Origin of the sequence: Polaribacter sp. 20A6 (assembly GCF_011378915.1) — a bacterium.
In the GTDB taxonomy this organism is placed as follows: domain Bacteria; phylum Bacteroidota; class Bacteroidia; order Flavobacteriales; family Flavobacteriaceae; genus Polaribacter; species Polaribacter sejongensis.
The window spans coordinates 716,378-736,050 of record NZ_WTPZ01000002.1; the positions used below are offsets into that span (position 1 = coordinate 716,378).

Here is a 19,673-nt window from a genome sequence, read left to right on the forward strand (position 1 = left end):
TTAATTATAATAAAGAATGTTGTGTCATTTCTTTTGGTTGTTCTACATTCATCAAATCTAAAATAGTAGGAGCAATATCACCTAAAACACCACTGTTTACAGATTTTATTTCTTTATCAATTAAAATAAAAGGAACTGGGTTTGTAGTGTGTGCTGTATGAGGAGATCCATCAGGATTCATCATTGTTTCACAGTTACCATGATCTGCAATTAATAAAATAGAATATCCATTATCTAAACCAGTTTCTATAACTTCTTTAGCACAAATATCTACAGCTTCACAAGCTTTAATAGCAGCATCCATCATTCCTGTATGTCCAACCATATCACCATTAGCAAAGTTTAAGCAAACAAAATCAGCTTCACCTTTCTTTAAATCTTCACACAAAGCATCTTTTAATTCGTAAGCAGACATTTCTGGTTTTAAATCGTAAGTAGCAACTTTTGGTGAGTTTCTTAAAATTCTAGATTCACCTTCAAACGGTGTTTCTTGTCCTCCAGAAAAGAAAAATGTAACGTGAGGATATTTTTCTGTCTCTGCAATTCTAATTTGCTTTTTACCTGCTTTAGATAAAACTTCTCCTAAAGTATTTTTAATATTATCAGTATTATAGATAACGTTAATTCCTTTAAAACTTGCATCATATAAAGTGATGGTTGTGTAATAAAGGTCTAATTTTTTCATTCCAAATTCTGGGAAATCATTTTGAGACAACGCATTTGTCAATTCTCTACCTCTATCTGTTCTGTAGTTAAAGAAAAGTACAACATCACCTTCTTTAATTTGAGCTTTTGGCGAACCATCTTCATTGGTTACAATGATTGGTTTGTGAAATTCATCTGTAATACCAGCTTCGTAATTCGTTTTTATAGTACTAATAATATCAGTTGTTTTTGTACCAACTCCATTAACAATACCATCATACGCTTCCTTTACACGTTCCCAACGGTTATCTCTATCCATTGCGTAATAACGACCTGTTACAGTTGCTATTTTACCGGTACTTTTATCCATATGTTCTTGTACCTCATTTAAGAAATAAGGAGCCGATTTAGGATCACAATCTCTACCATCTGTAAATGCATGTAAATACACATTATCTACATTATTTTCTTTAGCAACATCTAATAATCCTTTTAAGTGATTAATGTGTGCATGAATTCCTCCATTAGAAACTAGTCCTAATAAATGAACGTCTTTGTTATTCTCTTTTGCGTATTTAAAAGTATCTAATAATACTTTTTCTTGTCCTAAAGTATTTTCTTTAACAGCTTTATTAATACGAGCTAGATTCTGATATACAATTCTACCAGCACCTAAATTCATGTGTCCAACTTCAGAATTTCCCATTTGCCCTTCTGGCAAACCAACATGTTCTCCGTCTGTCCTTAATTGAGCATTTGGATATTTGTCGTATAAACCGTTTATAAAAGGAGTTTTTGCATTGTAAATAGCAGATACCTTAGGGTCTTGTGTAATTCCCCAACCATCTAAAATCATTAATATAACTTTCTTGTCCATTGTCTTAAAATTGAACAGTAAAATTAAGAAATATTTTACCGTTTTTATAGCTTTTAAAGATTTTTTACGAAACCGATAACGTAAAGAACCTTTCTGTAATAAAGGTATATTTTATAACCTGTTGCTGTTAATTTTAATTAAGTTTTTCTGATTTTTTTTTATTTCTTAAATACTTGTTAATAGATGATTTCTTTTTGAAACATATTAAGTAGTTAATCGTCTTTTAAATATAACGGTTAAAATAATTAAAAATCAAAATCTACTTATTATGAAAAAAATAATCTCATCAATGTTCGTATGTCTTATTGCTTTTAATTCTATAAATGCAAGCGCACCAGAAGTTTTGAAATCTAATAAGATAAACTATTCAAAAACGTATTCTAAAGTAAACGCTTTTTGTAGGTTGATTCAAATGGGGAACTACGAAGCTGTAAAAGCATTAATTGAATCTGGAGAAAATGTAAATATAAAATCTACAGGATTAACGCCTTTAATGTTTGCTGCAAGGCACAATAGAGCAAAAATTGCGCAACTTTTAATAGATAATGGAGCAAAGTTAAATATAAAATCATCTGTTGGAAATATGACTGCCTTGTCAATAGGAAAAAGATCTAAGGCTGTAGATGCTATAAGAGTAATTGAAGAAGCACTTTAGTATTATTATTTGAATTAATTAATCTAAAGTTAAACAGACTGCCTTATAAGGTAGTCTGTTTTTTATTTGATATTATTAAACATAATTTAAACCTATTAAAATAGCAGTAATCATTAATATAAGTATCAATACTTTTCTTTTAAAGATGGTGTTGTTTTCTGCTATCAATCTTTTTTTAAGTTGTTCTAACTCATAAGGAGTTGCTTTTTTATCAAAATGAAGTTCACTTTTTTCGCTTTTTTTATGGCCTTTGATTTTATCAAAAGTAGAAACACGACTTCTTTTATTCGCTTTTAAACTCGCAATCATTGCAGCAACTGAACCTCCAAAACTCATAGTATTTATTTTTTGTTACTTATAGGTAGCTGAAAAGGACTAAATGTTACAATAAAAAAAATATAGATTATGATAAATGTGTGTAAAAGTGATTTTAACATGTATAAAATAAATAATCATTATTTTAAAGTGTATTATTGTAAGAATAATTCAATACTTTTTTAATGAGCCTCCATTTCGAATTAAACGAAGTCACTAAAAAATTACCCAAACATTTACACAAGTTTGTGGTACAACAGCCGTATGAAGAATATACAGCGCAAAACCAAGCTGTTTGGCGCTATGTAATGAGAATGAATGTAGATTACTTGAGTAAAGTAGCCCATAAGTCTTACATAACTGGATTAGAAAAAACGGGTATTTCTGTAGAAAATATTCCTTATATGGAAGGTATGAATAGGATTTTAAAAGAAATTGGTTGGGCTGCAGTTTCGGTTGATGGTTTTATTCCGCCAAATGCATTTATGGAGTTTCAGGCTTATAATGTTTTGGTGATTGCGTCGGATATGCGAACCATAAATCATATAGAATATACACCAGCACCAGATATTATCCACGAGGCAGCAGGTCATGCGCCTATTATTTCAAACCCAGAATATGCAGAATATTTACGTAGGTTTGGAGAAATAGGTAGTAAAGCAATTTCCTCTGCTAAAGATTATGAAATGTATGAAGCAATCAGGCTTTTATCCATCTTAAAAGAAAATCCAAATTCAACAGAAAGTGAAATAGATGATGCAGAACAAAAAGTAGCTTATCTGCAGAATAATATGGGTGAATTGTCTGAAATGGCACAAATTAGAAATTTACATTGGTGGACTGTAGAATACGGGTTGATCGGTACTTTAGAGAACCCTAAAATATACGGAGCAGGTTTACTTTCTTCGATAGGAGAAAGTGCTTGGTGTATGCAAGATGAAGTAAAAAAAGTTGCGTATTCTATTGATGCAGCAACCATTAATTTTGATATTACAAAACCCCAACCTCAGTTATTTGTAACGCCAGATTTTGCTTATTTAAGTTTGGTCTTAGATGAGTTTGCGAATACAATGGCAATAAGAACAGGCGGATTAAAAAGTATCCAGAAATTAATAAATTCTGATAATTTAGGAACCATCGAATTGACAACAGGAATTCAAATTTCTGGCGTTTTTACAAAAGTTATTCAGTTTAAAAATAATAAAGTAGCGTATTTTCAAACTACAGGTGCTACGGCATTGTCTAATAGAGATAAAGAATTAATTGGGCACGGAATTACAAGTCATGCAAGTGGTTTTGGAAGTCCGGTTGGTAAATTAAAAGGAATTAATTTGCCAATTGAAGATATGAGTCCGAGAGATTTAAAAGCATACGGAATTTACGAAGGTGAATTTATGACTTTAGAGTTTGAGAGTGGCGTTATTGTAAAAGGAAAAGCAATTACCGGAACTAGAGATTTAAGAGGTAAAATTTTAATTATTTCTTTTGATGATTGCACGGTTACTTATAAAGATGAGGTTTTGTTTCAACCAGAATGGGGAATTTATGATATGGCAGTTGGTAAAGAGGTGGTTTCGGCTTATGCAGGTCCTGCAGATGTAGATTCGTTTTTAGGTCTAGGAAAAGTATCTGAAACCAAAACACATAAAATTAAATACTCAGAAAGTGAACAAGAATTGTATGCCTTGTATGATGAAGTCAGGTGTCTAAGAGAAGAAGAGACTTCGACCAATAAAAAAATAACAGAAATATTTAATCAGTTAAATAGCAAATTTCAAGGAGATTGGTTGTTGCTTTTAGAATTATATGAATTAGCTTTGCAAAGTAATTTTTCTATTAAGGAGACCATTTTAGAAAGATTAGAAGTTTTAAAATGTAACAAAAGCTACACAAAGCTAATTGAAAATGGATTAATTTTGTGTCAAGTTTAATATTAAAATAAAAACAACATGGGTCTATTTGACATGTTTAAAAGAAAAGATATGAGTGCAGAAATTAAAGAATACTTAGAAAAAGGAGCTGTAATTCTAGATGTAAGAACACAAGAAGAGTGGGATGAAGGACATACAGAAGGAGCAGAACACGTAGTTTTAACGGTTATTCCTTTAGAAGTTGAAAAAATTAAAGCTTGGAACAAACCTGTAATTGCTGTTTGTAGAAGTGGAGCAAGAAGCGGACAAGCAACTCAGTTTTTAGAAAAACATGGAGTAGATGTTATTAATGGAGGTCCTTGGCAAAACGTAGATCAACACGTTTCTTAAAAATAAACGTTTGTAAAACCTGTTTTTAAAGAAGGGTTTTATTGAAAAGATAAAAAAATAGAATTTTAACTTCGTGTTAGAATTCTATTTTTTTGTTTAAAATTAAAAAGTTTATTTCTTGAAACCCTTTTTTTTGTGTCTTTGTAATCTGTTGTATTTTTTTATAGAATGTGTCGCTTTTCTAATAAAAGCAAAGATTCCACCTAGCATTGCACCTACAAAAGCTCCCATAGTCAATGGATCAAAATTATGACCAGTAATAAGGTATTTGATATAGAAAACAATGACTCCTATAAAAATAGAAACTATAAAAACTTTTATTTTAGATTTTGATATATGGGCGTAAATACCACAAATAAATCCTGTTATTATTGAGGTTGCCGTAATTTTTGTTAAAATGAGTTTTGATATATTAATTTCATCTGAAACAAAAATGGATGTTATAAACATGCCTAGTAACAGTCCTGAAATTATACCAATTAATATTTTCTTACTCATTTTTGGAGGTTAAAGTTATAAGAAGGGAATTTACATAAAATTTTTAAGTAAATTAATTTTATTTTTTTGTGCTTTAAAAATTGATAAAAGGAAACTGAACTTTTAACTTGTCTTTTTTTACTTCTAGATTTTTTAAAAATTGCTGATGTTGTGCTGAGTTTTCGTTAAAAGGTCTGTGAGAAAGTCCCTTTTGAATTACATCCACTTCTTTCATTGTTAAAGTGGTCTCTTCAGAAAACCAAGTGGCAACAAATTTTTCCCAAATATAATTAATGGCAGTTTTATTGGGATGCACCATATCTTCTGCATAAAAACGATAATCTCGTAATTCATCCATCATAATTTCATAACTCGGAAAATAATGCGTGTTTTCTTTATGGTTTACAACATTATGAATCGCAGCAATTAAATGAGATTTACTCTGTGTATTTTCTACAAAACCATCTTTTAAATGACGTACAGGAGAAACCGTAAAAAGTATTTGGATATCTTTATTTATAGATTTTAAAAGTACAAGTATAGCTTCTAAACTCTCTGAAATTTCATCAACAGAAAGCAATTCTTTTAAGAATTTTTTTTGTGGAATTTTATGGCAATTAGCAACAATTGTATCTGTTTCAATGTAACGATACACCCAAGAAGTTCCCAATGTAATTATAATGTGTGTTGCTTCTTTTAGTTGTTTGTTAGTTGATGAAATAGCAGAATTTAAATTTTCTAAGAGTTTACTTTTATCTGGAGAACTTAAACTAGAATGTGCATCAAAACTATGCCAGCGTTCATTTTGGAAAATTAAATCTGTTTCCGTGTATTCTTTTTCATTTATGGCATTTGTAATTAAATTTTCAATTGCTTTTGGGTGAAATAAAATTCCGAATGGATTTTGGTTAGATTGAAACTTAAAATAATTGAGCTTATCTCCAATGTTTTCTGAAAAACAAGAGCCGAATAATACAATTTTTGAATCATAAATTATTTGATTTAAAAGCTCTTTTTTTAACGGGATTTTAGTTTGAAGTTGCATTGGATAAAGATAAAATAAAAATTTTGACTCTTTGATGCTTGTTTTTAAATTTATTTTATATACCTAATAATCTTCATCTATTTAAAAAAATAAAAACAACTTTAAAAAAATAAAAACAACTTTTCTTCTTTAATTAAATACATAATATCACTTTCAGAAAATAACATTTATCGGTAATTAATTGAATGTTGATTAATCAGAAATTGATTGTATTTTTGTTCACATGTAATTATTTAGTTATGAGTTTTTCTAGTAGTACTTTTAGTAATTTTTTTTTATGTTTTTTATTAATAATTATCATTTCATGTTCTGATGATGATGAAGATATAATAAGTAATGAAATATTAGTAGAGACCATTTCAAATGAAAATATTAATGAAGGAGGAGTTGTTTTAAAAGGTAGATTTACGAACGTTAATGAAAATGTAGATTTTGGGTTTGTTTTATCAGGTATAGAAGGAGGAACCTATAACCAATTAGGAGAAGTTAAAATAATTGAAAATGTTTTAGATAATGAATATTCCATCGAATATAGATCAGGCTTAAAAGAAGGTGAAAAATATTATTTTAATGTTTTTATAATTTTAAATGGAGAGTATTTCTATGGAAAAGAAAAACTTTTTGTTTCTAATGGTAGTGCAATACCAATTATTAAAGAGTTATCATCAAATAAGTTGAGTCTTTTAGATACCCTTTTAATTAAAGGTTCTTATTTTTCCCAAAACCCAAAAATTTATTTTTCTGATGTAGTAGCTGTTCCTTTTGTGAGTTCAGATTCATTAATTAAAGTGGTAGTTCCTTTTCCTAAAAACAATTATTTATTAACTAAACCTTATTCTAAAATAAAAATTGTTAATGAAGATAATCAAGAAAATACAATCAGTAATTTTTCTTTAAATACTCCTAGAATTGATTCTATTGTTCCGAAACGAATTACAGATTCTGATACATTAAGAATTTATGGAGATTATTTCGATGCTAAAAGATCAAATATGGTCACTACTATATCAGATAATCTACAATATAATTATAAGATAATAAAATCTAGTAAAAATATAATTATCCTTGAGCCTTCAATAATAAGAAAAAAGAACCCTACTATAGTTGTTAGAAGTCAGCTTACAAATGTGACAAAACAAATGGAAGTATTAATGCCCGAAATTACTTCTATACCAACAAACTGCCTTTCTTTTGAAGATGACTTAGTAATAAAAGGAGCTAATTTTCCTTTAAATAATGATAGGTTTATTATAAAGTTAGAAGATAATTATCTTTCTCCTTATATAGCAACTAGAGATAGTTTAGTTTTTAAAATAGACAATGGTTATAAATTTAAAGATTTTAAAGACAATGAAATTTCAATAAACTATTTAAATGAAGTTAACATAGCTAAAGATAAAATATGCATAGATGAACCTTGGTTAAAAGTAAATAATGATTATGAGGGACACGGTGTAATTAAAATGTTTACATTCAACGAAGACATTTATGCTTTAGGATTTACATACACGAATTGGGATACTCTTAAAGATGTTTTTAAACTGAATAAAAATACTTTTAATTTTGAAAAAGTTACTGATGAAAATTTTAATAAAGAGTATTCCTCTAATTCTGGGAGGTTAAATGTTTTTTATAAAGATAAAATGTATTCAAAAAAATACCTTTCTAGTAATGATGATTTATTTGCTAGTTATAATATATTAACAAATGATAAAAAAGAGTTATCAGATTTCCCTGGAGTACTAAGAGAGTACGGTTTTATGGTTGTTGTTGGGGATTACATCTACACAGGTTTAGGTGAAAGGTATTTTAGAGAGCCTATGAGAGATATTTGGAAATATTCTATTATAAATAATTCTTGGGAAAAAATTATAGATAATTTTCCGGAAATTACCTCTTCTTACGAAACATCTAAATTAAACCCTTTAGTTTTTGTCGATAATAATAAAATTTACATTGGTTCTGGGCAAGTTAATAAGCAATTAGATTTTTGGGAATTAGATACCGAAAATAACCAAATAACAAAAAAGTTAGATTTGCCTGATGCATTTAAAAATCTTTCTGTAAACTCAAATAATGCACTTTTTATAGAAAATAAAACGTATTTTCATAATCAATCTATGTTTGAATATGATTCAAATAATGATATTTGGAAAAACTACATTACTAATGGAGAAAGGTATAGCGGTGCTGGATATTTTTATTTAAATGATGAAATTTATATGAAATATGATAGAGCTATTTATAAATTTAATTCTGAGTATTTAAAGTAATTATTAAATTTATAAATTGCTCTAAAAATCATAAAAAAATAAAGTTGATGTATTAACGTTAGAGATTTTATTTTCATTTTTCACAAATAAAATTTGGTTATCTTTTGTAAAAGTAGCAATATCATAGTTGATAGCTATTTTTTTCATGATATTAAAATTATTTGTATCATATAAACGAGCCGAACCCAAAGCTAAGTTACCATTTGGAGAAACAGTTTGTATGTCAACATCATTACCTTCATCTTTAAAAACACCAATTCTCTTTAAATTACTATCAAATAAGTAATTATTCCAATAAATTTTATTGTTATTCAACGTTACTCCAGCTCTTTGATAAGAACCACTACTTATTTGTTCAACTATAGAAAAAGTGTCATTAGTTGTTCCTATTTTAGTTAAAAAAGAACTTGAGGTATTGCTTTCACCATGATATATATTCTGATTATTATCTAATTCAAAATCGCCATGAGAAAAACTTGAATAGGCAGCAGGAATTGTTGTTTTGTAATAAATATCTGTGTTATTTGTTAGATCATAAATTCTAAATTCTGTAGAACCGCTAGTTGGAGGTGTAATGTGATAATAAAGCTTATTATTGATTCCTATTTCTATTTTGTGAGCAGGTCTTAATAAAGAAAAACTAGACTCAAGTTGTCTTGTGTTTAAGTTTACTTTTTGAATTACATTGCTCCTAGAACACAAGTATAAATAATTTCCAGATGGATCTATGTCTATATCCGTAAATCTATAATTTGTTAATATTCTTTTAACCTCTTTGTTTTCAACATTTATAAAAGACAATCCATATCCAGTAGAATTTGTACTATAAATATTATCTATGTTTACAATTCCATAAGCATAATTCCTATTTGGATCTTTTATTATTTTAGAAATTGGGTAATCTAATTTTTTAAAATTTCCTAAAGTAATAGAATCAATATTACTGCCAACATAAATGGGAGATTTGGTAGTTCTTTTCAAGAAAACTTTATAATAATATTTTGTTGCTAAATAAGCATTAGAATCAATAAAAGTAGTATCGTTAATATTTGTTGTACTATAAATTAAATCATCTTTTTTATTGTTGATATTGTTTTTATAAGGAGATCTATAAACATCATAACTATCAAAAGAAAGATCTTCTGTTTTGCTCCAAGATATACTAGAAGTGTTTTTTTTATCAGTAACTGGATAAAGCCAAATAGAATTATAAACGATTATTTCATCATACACAATTTCGTCTATTTCATTATAGATATTCAATCTAATAAAATGTATGTTTTTAGATAAGTTAGATGTAGAGAATTTTGTTTCTCCATTTTCATCAATAGTACTTTCATTTAAAGTTCCATAAATATCACTAACCCAAATTGCTTTTAAAGTTGAAAAATCTTTTAAATTAGGTGATGATATCTGTCCTTTAAACTCTATTATACTGTTTGGTGAAAAAGCTTGTTTATTGATAGGTGATATTATTTCTACAGATAAATCGTTAATATCAGATATTATATCTTTGTCTTCATCACTATTACATGATAGTAACAATAAAGTAAACAGTATGAAAATATTATAAAAACGTATCATATTTAATAAACTTATATTTCAAAACAAAATTAACTTTAGGTCCTATCCTAAATAATCTATAGCTCTATCCAGTGCTTTCGGAATTCCACCAGGGTTTTTACCACCTGCAGTTGCAAAGAAATTTTGTCCACCACCACCACCGTGTATTAGTTTTCCTAATTCTCTTACTACTTTACCTGCATCGTAACCACGTTCATTTGCCAATTCTTTAGAAATATAACAAGTTAACATCGCTTTGTCTTTTGCAGCTGATGAAGCAAATAATAAAAATAAATTCTGATGTTCTTTTCCTAAAGAAAAAGCTAGATTTTTAATTCCGTTTTGGTCTAAATCTACTTTTGTAGCTAAAAACTGAACGCCGTTAATCTCTTGTAATTGATTTTTTAACTCACCAGATAAATTCTGAGCTTTATCTTTTAATAATTGCTCTATCTGTTTCTGTAAAGAAGCATTTTCATCTTGTAACTTCTGTACTGCTTTTACAGGTTCTTTTGTATTGTTTAAAAGGTCTTTAATTTCGAATAAAGCCTTGTTGTTTTCAGAATAAAAATCTTTTACAGCGTCGTTTGTAATCGCTTCTATTCTTCTGATACCAGAAGCAACAGCACCTTCAGATTTAATTTTGAAATGCCAAATATCGCTGGTGTTTTTTACGTGTGTTCCACCACAAAGCTCTATAGATTTTCCGAATTTTATAGCTCTTACTGTATCTCCATATTTTTCGCCAAATAAAGCCATTGCACCATCTGCAATTGCTTGCTCCATAGTAATGTTTCTGCTTTCTTCTAATGGAAGTTTACCTGCAATTCTTCTATTTACAAAATTTTCTACCTCACGTAATTCATCAACCGTTAATTTAGAAAAGTGAGAAAAATCGAAACGTAAATATTTAGAGTGCACAGCAGAACCTTTTTGCTCTACATGTGTTCCTAAAACTTCTCTTAACGCTTGGTGTAGTAAATGCGTAGCTGTATGGTTACATTCTGTTTTAGAACGTTGTTTTTGATCTACAACTGCTTTAAAATTTTCTGTAATATTTTTTGGAAGATTCTTAGTGAAGTGAATAATAACATTATTCTCTTTTTTAGTGTCTAAAATATAAACAACATCTCCTTGTGTGGTTTCTAAATATCCTTTGTCTCCCACTTGTCCACCACCTTCTGGATAAAAAGGAGTTAAGTTGAAAACTAATTGATACATTTCACCATCTTTCTTAGAGGTTACTTTTCTGTATCGTGTAACTTTTACGTTTGCTTCTAAAGCATCGTAACCAATAAATTCTTCTATAGGGTCATCAACTAAAATAGTCCAATCTTCTGTAGACATTTCACTGGCAGCTCTAGATCTACTTTTTTGTTTTTGTAGTTCTTCTTCAAATCCTTTTTCATCTAAAGTCAATCCTTTTTCAGAAAGAATTAAAGAAGTTAAATCGATAGGGAAACCATAAGTGTCATATAATTCAAAAGCTTTATCACCAGAAACTTCTTTACCAGAAGTACTTTCTATAATTCTATCTAATAATAATAAACCTTGATCTAATGTTCTTAAAAAAGAAGTTTCTTCTTCCTTAATCACATTTTCTATTAATTGTTTTTGTGCTTTTAATTCTGGGAAAGCTTCTCCCATTTTATTGCTTAAAACATCTACTAATCTATAAATAAAAGGCTCTTTTTTGTCTAAGAATGTAAAACCGTAACGAACAGCACGTCTTAAAATTCTTCTAATAACGTAGCCAGCACCAGTATTGCTTGGTAATTGCCCGTCTGCAATAGAGAAAGCAACGGCTCTTACGTGGTCTGAAATAACTCTAATCGCAATATCTTGCTCTAGATTTTTACCATATTTTACATCGGTAATCATTTCAATTTCTCTAATAATTGGTGTAAAAACATCTGTATCGTAATTAGATTTTACGTCTTGCATTACCATGCACAAACGTTCAAACCCCATCCCAGTATCAATATGTTTGTTTGGTAAATCAACTAAAGTTCCGTTTGCTTTTCTGTTGAATTGCATAAAAACTAAGTTCCATATTTCTACCACTTGTGGATGATCTTCATTAATTAAAGTTCGTCCATCTACTTTTGCTTTTTCTTCCGCAGAGCGGATATCAACATGAATTTCAGAACACGGTCCGCAAGGTCCTTGCTCACCCATTTCCCAGAAATTATCTTTTTTGTTTCCTTTTAAGATTCTATCTTCAGCAATAAATTGTTTCCAGATATCAAAAGCTTCTGTATCCATTTTTAGGTTATCTGCATCATCAGAACCTTCAAAAACAGTAACGTATAAAATGTCTTTATCAATTTTATAAACTTCTGTTAATAACTCCCAAGCCCAAGCAATTGCTTCTTTTTTAAAGTAATCGCCAAAAGACCAGTTTCCTAACATTTCGAATAATGTGTGATGATAGGTATCGTAACCAACTTCTTCTAAATCGTTGTGTTTACCAGAAACACGTAAACATTTTTGAGAATCGGATATCCTGCTGTTTTTTGGAACTCCGTTACCTAAGAAATATTCTTTAAAAGGCGCCATTCCAGAATTTACAAACATTAAAGTTGGATCGTCCTTAGTTACCATTGGTGCAGAAGGAACAATTAAGTGAGCTTTTTCTTTGAAAAAGTTTAAAAAAGTAGCGCGAATATCTTGAGATTTCATAAAAAAAGAAGTTTCCAACAAGTTGGATTATGTTAAATTATTTTTAAAAAAAACTGCGAATAAAAAGCAGTTGTAAAACATTTTGTAAATTTGTGAGTTATTAAAAATGAAACTCAATATAAAAGCACAAAAATAGTCTATTTAGCAATATGGCAAAAGTAAAATATTATTACGATGCGGACACACTTTCTTACAGGAAAATTGCTGTAAAAAAGGGTGAATATTATAAGAAAACTGTTATTGGAGTTTTAGCTTTAGTATTATCTGCATTTATTGGTTTTATTGTGTTTAGCCAGTTTATAATGTCTCCTAGAGAGCGAGCTCAAAAAAGAGAACTAGAAAATTTAAAGTTACATTACGAGTTACTTTCTAAAAAAATGCAAGAAAGTTCGTCTATTTTAGCGCAATTACAAGAAAGAGATAACAATATTTATAGAACGTATTTTGAAGCAAATCCTATATCAGACGAGCAAAGAAAAGCTGGTTTTGGAGGTGTAAATAGATACAAGTATTTAGATGGTTTCGATAATTCTACCATGATTGCAAAAGTAACTAAAGACATAGATATACTTTCTAAACAATTGGTTGTGCAGTCTAAATCTTTAGATGAAATTGTAAATTTAGCAAAAGAAAAGGAGAAAATGTTAGCTTCAATTCCTGCTATTTTACCCGTAAAACTAGCAGATTTAACAAGAATGGCTTCTGGTTATAAATGGAGATATCATCCAATATTAAAAATTAGAAAATTCCATAAAGGAATGGACTTTACAGCTCCTGTAGGAACGCCAATTTTTGCTTCTGGTAATGGAGATGTAATTAGAGCACAAAGAAGTGCCACTTTTGGAAACGTGGTATATATAGATCATGGATATGGATATAAAACTATTTATGCCCATATGAGTAAAATAAAAGCCAAGAAAGGTGACAAGGTAAAACGTGGAGACTTAATTGGATATGTAGGTAATACAGGTAGATCAGTATCGGCACATTTACATTATGAAGTTCATAAAAATGATGTAGCCGTAAATCCTATTAATTTTTATTATGGAGATTTAACTCCAGAAGAGTTTGCAGCAATGCAAAAAGCTGCAGAAGAAGAAGGGCAGTCTTATGATTAACAAAGTTGTGTAACTGTTTAATTGTTGAATCGTTTAGATATGCTCACAATTACACAATTACACAATTACACAATTACACAATTACACAATTACACAATTACACAAAAAAAAATGCACGTAGATTTACCCGAGAAAAGATATTATAAAATAGGTGAAGTTGCCAAAGCATTTGACGTAAATACTTCATTAGTTCGTTTTTGGGAAAAAGAATTTGATATTATTAAACCCAAAAAAAATGCGAAAGGAAATCGTTTGTTTACACAAGAAGATATTAAAAACTTTAAGTTAATATTTAATCTTGTAAAAGAACGAGGATTTACCTTAGATGGCGCTAAACAGAAACTTAAGAAAAATCCAGAAGGAATAGTTCACAACCTTGAAATTATTACCAGATTAGAAGGGGTGAAAGCAGAATTGATTAAAATTAAAAATCAATTGTAACATTTTTTTAGTTTCCATGTCTAACTTAATAGGATAGAAGCTAATATTCTTTTACAACCTGAAGAATATTAAGTAGTTTTGTAGTACAAAAATCAATCAATCAAAAAATTAAAATTTAGAAATTATGAAAAAATGGTTAATACCAGTAATAGTAATCCTTGTTGTTGTTTTCGGAGTATACAATTGGGGTAAAAACTTTAATAATGAAGCTGTTATTTTACAAGAAGATGCAAAAACAACTTGGTCTAATGTAGAGAGTTCTTACCAACGTAGAAATGATTTAATAGGGAATTTGATTAAAACAGTACAAGGAGCAGCAGATTTTGAAAGAACTACTTTAACAGAAGTAATTGAAGCAAGAGCAAAAGCAACCTCTGTAAATATAAATGCAGGAGATTTAACAGCAGACAACATGGCGCAATTTCAACAAGCGCAATCTGGCTTAACAGGTGCGTTATCTAAATTATTAGTTTCTGTAGAACGTTATCCAGAATTAAAAGCGAATCAAAACTTTTTAGAATTACAAAGTCAGTTAGAAGGTACAGAAAACAGAATTAATGTTGCTAGAGATCGTTTTAATGAAGGTGTAAATAATTATAACAAACACATAAAAGTGTTTCCAAATTCTGTGTTAGCAGGAATGTTTAACTTTGACGAAATGGATCGTTATAAAGCAGATGCAGGATCTGAAAATGCACCAGATGTAGAGTTTAATTTCAACAATAAAAACTAATAATATGTCTAAAGTAGAAGCTTTTCTGTCTCCAGAAGAAGAACAAGAAATTATTTCTGCTATTAGAATTGCAGAGAAAAAAACTTCTGGCGAAATACGAGTTCACATAGAGGCTTCTACAGAGAAGAATCATGATGAACGAGCGTTAGAAGTTTTTCATTTGCTAAAAATGAACAACACTAAAGATGATAATGCAGTGTTAATTTATGTTGCTGTAAAAGACAAGAAATTTGTTATTTATGGTGATAAAGGAATTAACAATGTAGTGCCAAAAGATTTTTGGGATACCACCAAAGATGTAATGCAAAATCATTTTAAGCAAGGTAACTTTAAACAAGGAATTGTTGACGGAATCTTAAAGGCAGGAAAAGAGTTAAGAACACATTTTCCTTGGCAAATTGATGATGTAGATGAACTTTCTAATGAGATTTCTAAAGGATGATATACAGTAAACAGTATTCAGTAAATAGTATTCAGTTAGCAGTGTTTTTTAGAAAAATTACTTTTTTTATTGCGTTTTTATTCACGTTAAGTGCTTTTTCTCAAGGCTATCAAATACCAGAAATTCCAGAGTTTCAAACCAGTGTTTATGATTATACTAGTTTATTAACGGAGAGTCAAAAAACAAGTTTAGAAGGTAAGCTGGTTCGTTATTCAGATACTACTTCTACGCAAATTGTAGTAGCTATTATTCCATCCACCGAAGGTGAAAATATTAATTATTTAGCCGCTAATTGGGGAGAGAAATGGGGAATAGGTGATGCAAAAAAAGACAATGGTGTTTTAATGTTGTTGGCATTAAACGACAGAAAAATTGCCATTCAAGCTGGTAAAGGTACAGAACATCTTTTAACCGATTTTCAGGCAAAAAGAATTATTGAAAGAGTCATTATTCCTGAGTTTAAAAGAGGAGATTATTATAGTGGTTTAGACAAAGGGTCTGATTATATTTTTAGAACCTTAAACGGAGAGTTTAAAGGAAGTAGACAAAAAGACGCAGAAGGTTTTGATCCTGGAATTATTGTTTTTATCATTATAGTAATCATCATTTTTATTTTAATTTCTAGAGGGAATAAAAATAATGGTAGTGGTGGTAGAGGTTTTAGAAGCGGGTCTATTGCAGGAGCTATTTTAGAAACTATTATTTTAAGTAACGCCGGTAGAGGTAGTGGAAGTTTTGGCGGTGGTTTTGGAAGTTCATCTGGAGGCGGAAGCTTCGGTGGAGGCGGCTTTGGAGGCGGTTTCGGCGGAGGTAGTTTTGGTGGAGGTGGCGCTTCTGGTGGCTGGTAAATTCCATTTTAATCTTTCTTGTTGGAAGAAAATCTAATTATAAAAAAATAAATTATAAACCCTTCAGAATAAAAAAGCTGAAGGGTTTTAATATTAAAATAAATAGTATTGTTAATGAAAGTAATAACTGTAATTTTTAGTTTTCTGTCTTTATTAAGTTGTCATAATTTTGGTAGTTTAAAACTTATATCAGAATTATCAAAAGACTTAGAAGAGGTTTCTGGAGCAGAAGTAGTTGCCAATTCAGATTTAATTTGGATGCAAAACGATAGTGGAAATAAACCTAAAATTTACGGTGTTTCTGCTACCGGAAATATTGTTGAAGAGCTTACTATAAAAGAAAAAAACCACGATTGGGAAGACCTTGCATCCGACGAAGAAGGTAATCTTTACATTGGTGATTTTGGAAACAATGATAGTGAAAGAGAAAACCTTGTTATTTTAAAGGTAAATCATGAGGATTTAACAAGTTCTAAAAAAATAAAAGTAGAGAAAATTAAGTTTTCTTATCCGGAACAAAAGAAGTTTCCACCTAAAAAGAAAAAACTATTTTTTGATGCAGAATCTTTTTTCTATTATAATAATTCATTTTATGTGTTTACTAAAAGTAGGGTAGAAGGACAGTATGGTAAAACCTCTTTATACAAGGTTCCTGCTAAAGAAGGAAAACATGAAGCAGTATTTATTTCTGAATTTAATAATTGTAACGACAAGGAATGTTGGATTACTTCTGCAGATATTTCTGATGATGGAAGCAAAGTAGCATTATTGTCTCCAGCTGCTGTTTTAATTTTTACGGATTATAAAAACGATGATTTTTTATCAGGAAAATTAACCAAAATTCCATTAAATTCTTATTCTCAAAAAGAAGGAATTACTTTTAAAGACAATAATACTTTGCTAATTACGGATGAAAAATCAGATGGTGTTGGCGGTAATTTTTATAAACTTAAAATATAGTTTTATTTTTAAATTCCGTAACGCTCTTTTAATTTATCAAATAAATAGGTAGTGTTTGTAATACCAACAGCTTCTGCTATTTGTTTTTTAGAGGCTAATGGATTTTCGGCTCTTAAATTTCGTGCTTTTTCTAAACGTGCTTCTTGTATTAATTGGTTTACAGTTTGGCCTAAAATACTTTTAACTTTACGGTTTAAGGTACTTCTAGAAACTGCCATGTATTCTGCAATAGCATCAACAGAAAGTAGTGGTGAGTTTATGTTTTGGTTAATATAAGTCGTAATTTTTGTATTAAATTTATCTGCATACTCGTTGAGGTTTTTCAATTCTTCTGGAGATGTTTCCTTATCAAAATCTTTAACATTTTTATAAAGTGCTATACCGTTTTTAATATTAATTAAAAGCTCTTCTTCCATAAAAGGTTTGTGCAAATAACCATCTATACCAAGACGTAACATAGATAATTTACCTTGTTGGTCTGTTCTTGCTGTAAGTACTATAATAGGTGTTTTGTTCTGTTGCTTTTTTAATTCTTTAACCAAAGTTTCTCCATCCATTACAGGCATCATATAATCTGTTAGAATTAGATCGAAACTATTATTTTGAAGAATAGAGAGCGCATCTTTACCGTCTTCTGCTTCTGTAACGTTATAATTTTTTAAAACTTTTTTTAAGTAAATTCTCATTTGTTCATGATCATCTACTACAAGTATGTTTTGTTTTTTGTTTATAGATGTTGGTTTTGTTTGTTCATTAGATTTAAAAGTATTCTGTGGTTTTACTTTAGGTTGATGAATTGCAGAACTTACATAGTTTTTAGGAATTGAAATAGAAAAACAAGATCCTTTACCAATACTACTTTTTACATCGATAGAAAAATGATGTGCATTTACAATACTTTTAGTAAAAGCCAATCCAATGCCACTACCTTGGCTTTTTGTAATATCATTTTTTACTTGATAAAAGCGTTTAAATACATTTTCTCTTTCTTCTTTATGGATGCCAATACCAGAATCTATAACATTAATTGTAATGCCATCATCATTATTAAAAGTGGTGTTTATAGCAACGCTCCCGTTAATAGGCGTAAACTTTAAAGCATTGCTAAGTAAATTGCTAATTGCTTTAGAAAATAGGTTTTTATCTATTAGAATATTTGTTTTTAGCGTGTTGTTATTAAAGGTGAAATCAATGTTTTTTTTAGCAAAAAGACTTTGAAAATTAGTAAAATATTTTTCTAGAAAAGAATTTACATCAACAGGAATTCTAATGAGTTCGAATTGATCACTTTCCATTTTACTCAAATCCATAATACTATTAATAATATCTTGCATTTGTTGGCACTGTTCTTTAATAACGGTTGTTTTTTCTTTATTTTCTTTGTCTGATTCTTTAAAGGTTAATTGATTTGTGTAGCCCTGAATAAGTGTTAAAGGTGTGCGTATTTCATGAGATAGATTTACAAAGAAATGCGATTTAAACTCACTCAATTCTCGCAATTCTGCTTCTTGTTTTTCTAAGATGAATTTATCAGAAAGTACTTTATCTCTTTCTAGTGCTAAAAGCTTTTCATATACTAAATTATTCGATTTAAAATAGTTTACCAAAAGGTGTACTACAAGAAAAATACAAGCAGACTCTAAGATAATTAAACGATCTACATATTCTGTTGGGTAAACAACGTATATGTAATAAGGTGTTAAAAAGATTAGAAAGCCAATTATTAATGCAAGGTATGATGAACTTTTTTTAGTGTAAAGAGTGCTCACAATAGGAGATAATAAAACAAAATAATACTCTACATAATGGCCCGGAGAAATAATTAGCGAAGCATATGAATTAGCAATAACAAAAACACTTAAAAAGTAGAAACGACCCCATTTAAAGTGAAGGTTTTTATTAAGAAAAAGGATTAGTATGAGAGAAATGAGTATAAAAAAGTGCGTAAAGAAAAATCTAATATCAATAAAAGCGAACGTAATAGTTTTGTGATTGATAACCTCTAGAACGATACTTACAATGAGTTCTAAACTAACAAAAATTAAAACTACAATTCCCCAAATTACACAAAAGGTATTTAATAAACGTATTCTTTTGTTAAGGCTGTTTGTATACCTTTTTTGGATTCCTAAATTAAGTAAACTTTCATATTTCTCTTTCATAAAAAACGAAAAAATATTGGTTTTAGATAAAAAAAGTAACAAGCATTAGATGCTTTATAAATACTTTTTTTTGTAAATATATCTTTTTTGAAGTAATTAAGTAGCTGTAAATAACCTTTTGACTCAAATGGTTAGTATTTGACTCAAATAGTTACTTTGTGATTAGAATAGAAGAA

At 29.2% G+C, this 19,673-nt stretch carries 17 protein-coding genes; 10 read left to right on the plus strand and 7 right to left on the minus strand.

Features of this window, described 5'->3' with window-relative positions:
- Nucleotides 1–4: 4 nt before the first annotated feature.
- Nucleotides 5–1,522, minus strand: coding sequence for a 2,3-bisphosphoglycerate-independent phosphoglycerate mutase (gene gpmI, locus GQS57_RS06945; RefSeq protein WP_165731845.1), 1,518 nt, complete (start codon nucleotides 1,520–1,522; stop codon nucleotides 5–7).
- A gap of 268 nt (nucleotides 1,523–1,790) precedes the next feature.
- Between gpmI and GQS57_RS06950 the strand changes: the two genes are divergently transcribed.
- A complete protein-coding gene (locus GQS57_RS06950; RefSeq protein ID WP_165731846.1) occupies nucleotides 1,791–2,177 on the plus strand; it encodes an ankyrin repeat domain-containing protein in 387 nt (128 codons plus the stop codon).
- A gap of 75 nt (nucleotides 2,178–2,252) precedes the next feature.
- On the opposite strand, the gene GQS57_RS06955 is transcribed toward GQS57_RS06950, so the two are convergent.
- On the minus strand, nucleotides 2,253–2,513 hold the full coding sequence (locus GQS57_RS06955) for a hypothetical protein (RefSeq protein ID WP_165731847.1): 261 nt from the start codon (nucleotides 2,511–2,513) through the stop codon (nucleotides 2,253–2,255).
- Between the two features lie 164 nt (nucleotides 2,514–2,677).
- On the opposite strand from GQS57_RS06955, the gene GQS57_RS06960 reads away from it, so the two are divergent.
- Nucleotides 2,678–4,423, plus strand: a complete 1,746-nt coding sequence (locus GQS57_RS06960) for an aromatic amino acid hydroxylase (RefSeq protein WP_165731848.1) — start codon at nucleotides 2,678–2,680, stop codon at nucleotides 4,421–4,423.
- A 51-nt stretch (nucleotides 4,424–4,474) separates the two neighbouring features.
- Nucleotides 4,475–4,753: a rhodanese-like domain-containing protein gene (locus GQS57_RS06965; protein ID WP_165731849.1), complete on the plus strand. Its 279-nt coding sequence runs from the start codon at nucleotides 4,475–4,477 to the stop codon at nucleotides 4,751–4,753.
- 111 nt (nucleotides 4,754–4,864) lie between these two features.
- Here the strand turns inward: GQS57_RS06965 and GQS57_RS06970 are convergent, their stop codons facing one another.
- Complete coding sequence (locus GQS57_RS06970) at nucleotides 4,865–5,251, minus strand: hypothetical protein (protein WP_165731850.1); 387 nt, start codon at nucleotides 5,249–5,251, stop codon at nucleotides 4,865–4,867.
- Between the two features lie 73 nt (nucleotides 5,252–5,324).
- A complete protein-coding gene (locus tag GQS57_RS06975; protein ID WP_165731851.1) occupies nucleotides 5,325–6,275 on the minus strand; it encodes a GSCFA domain-containing protein in 951 nt (316 codons plus the stop codon).
- A gap of 239 nt (nucleotides 6,276–6,514) precedes the next feature.
- On the opposite strand from GQS57_RS06975, the gene GQS57_RS06980 reads away from it, so the two are divergent.
- The gene (locus GQS57_RS06980) at nucleotides 6,515–8,548 is read left to right on the plus strand and encodes a hypothetical protein (RefSeq protein WP_165731852.1); all 2,034 of its coding nucleotides are present in this window, start codon (nucleotides 6,515–6,517) and stop codon (nucleotides 8,546–8,548) included.
- 21 nt (nucleotides 8,549–8,569) lie between these two features.
- Here GQS57_RS06980 and GQS57_RS06985 read toward each other — a convergent pair whose 3' ends face one another.
- Both GQS57_RS06985 and alaS read right to left on the minus strand, forming a co-directional pair.
- The gene (locus tag GQS57_RS06985; protein ID WP_165731853.1) at nucleotides 8,570–10,132 is read right to left on the minus strand and encodes a YncE family protein; all 1,563 of its coding nucleotides are present in this window, start codon (nucleotides 10,130–10,132) and stop codon (nucleotides 8,570–8,572) included.
- A gap of 42 nt (nucleotides 10,133–10,174) precedes the next feature.
- The gene (alaS, locus tag GQS57_RS06990) at nucleotides 10,175–12,793 is read right to left on the minus strand and encodes an alanine--tRNA ligase (protein ID WP_165731854.1); all 2,619 of its coding nucleotides are present in this window, start codon (nucleotides 12,791–12,793) and stop codon (nucleotides 10,175–10,177) included.
- A 149-nt stretch (nucleotides 12,794–12,942) separates the two neighbouring features.
- Here alaS and GQS57_RS06995 point away from each other — a divergent pair, with 149 nt between their 5' ends.
- The 6 genes from GQS57_RS06995 to GQS57_RS07020 all read left to right on the plus strand — a co-directional run bounded on the left by GQS57_RS06995 (nucleotide 12,943) and on the right by GQS57_RS07020 (nucleotide 17,335).
- Entirely contained in the window at nucleotides 12,943–13,911 is a 969-nt protein-coding gene (locus GQS57_RS06995; RefSeq protein WP_165731855.1) for a M23 family metallopeptidase, read from the plus strand.
- A 111-nt stretch (nucleotides 13,912–14,022) separates the two neighbouring features.
- A complete protein-coding gene (locus GQS57_RS07000; protein ID WP_165732026.1) occupies nucleotides 14,023–14,352 on the plus strand; it encodes a MerR family transcriptional regulator in 330 nt (109 codons plus the stop codon).
- A gap of 124 nt (nucleotides 14,353–14,476) precedes the next feature.
- Nucleotides 14,477–15,085 (plus strand): LemA family protein, encoded by a 609-nt coding sequence (locus GQS57_RS07005; protein ID WP_165731856.1) that lies wholly within the window; start codon nucleotides 14,477–14,479, stop codon nucleotides 15,083–15,085.
- Between the two features lie 4 nt (nucleotides 15,086–15,089).
- Nucleotides 15,090–15,527 carry a TPM domain-containing protein gene (locus GQS57_RS07010; RefSeq protein WP_165731857.1) on the plus strand — a complete coding sequence of 146 codons (438 nt, stop codon included), beginning with the start codon at nucleotides 15,090–15,092 and terminating at the stop codon, nucleotides 15,525–15,527.
- Nucleotides 15,524–16,375 (plus strand): YgcG family protein, encoded by an 852-nt coding sequence (locus GQS57_RS07015; protein WP_165731858.1) that lies wholly within the window; start codon nucleotides 15,524–15,526, stop codon nucleotides 16,373–16,375. The genes GQS57_RS07010 and GQS57_RS07015 overlap by 4 nt, the downstream gene beginning before the upstream one ends.
- 114 nt (nucleotides 16,376–16,489) lie before the next feature.
- Nucleotides 16,490–17,335 carry a hypothetical protein gene (locus GQS57_RS07020; protein WP_240915442.1) on the plus strand — a complete coding sequence of 282 codons (846 nt, stop codon included), beginning with the start codon at nucleotides 16,490–16,492 and terminating at the stop codon, nucleotides 17,333–17,335.
- An 8-nt stretch (nucleotides 17,336–17,343) separates the two neighbouring features.
- Here the strand turns inward: GQS57_RS07020 and GQS57_RS07025 are convergent, their stop codons facing one another.
- Nucleotides 17,344–19,497 carry a response regulator gene (locus GQS57_RS07025; RefSeq protein ID WP_165731859.1) on the minus strand — a complete coding sequence of 718 codons (2,154 nt, stop codon included), beginning with the start codon at nucleotides 19,495–19,497 and terminating at the stop codon, nucleotides 17,344–17,346.
- Nucleotides 19,498–19,673 lie beyond the last annotated feature (176 nt).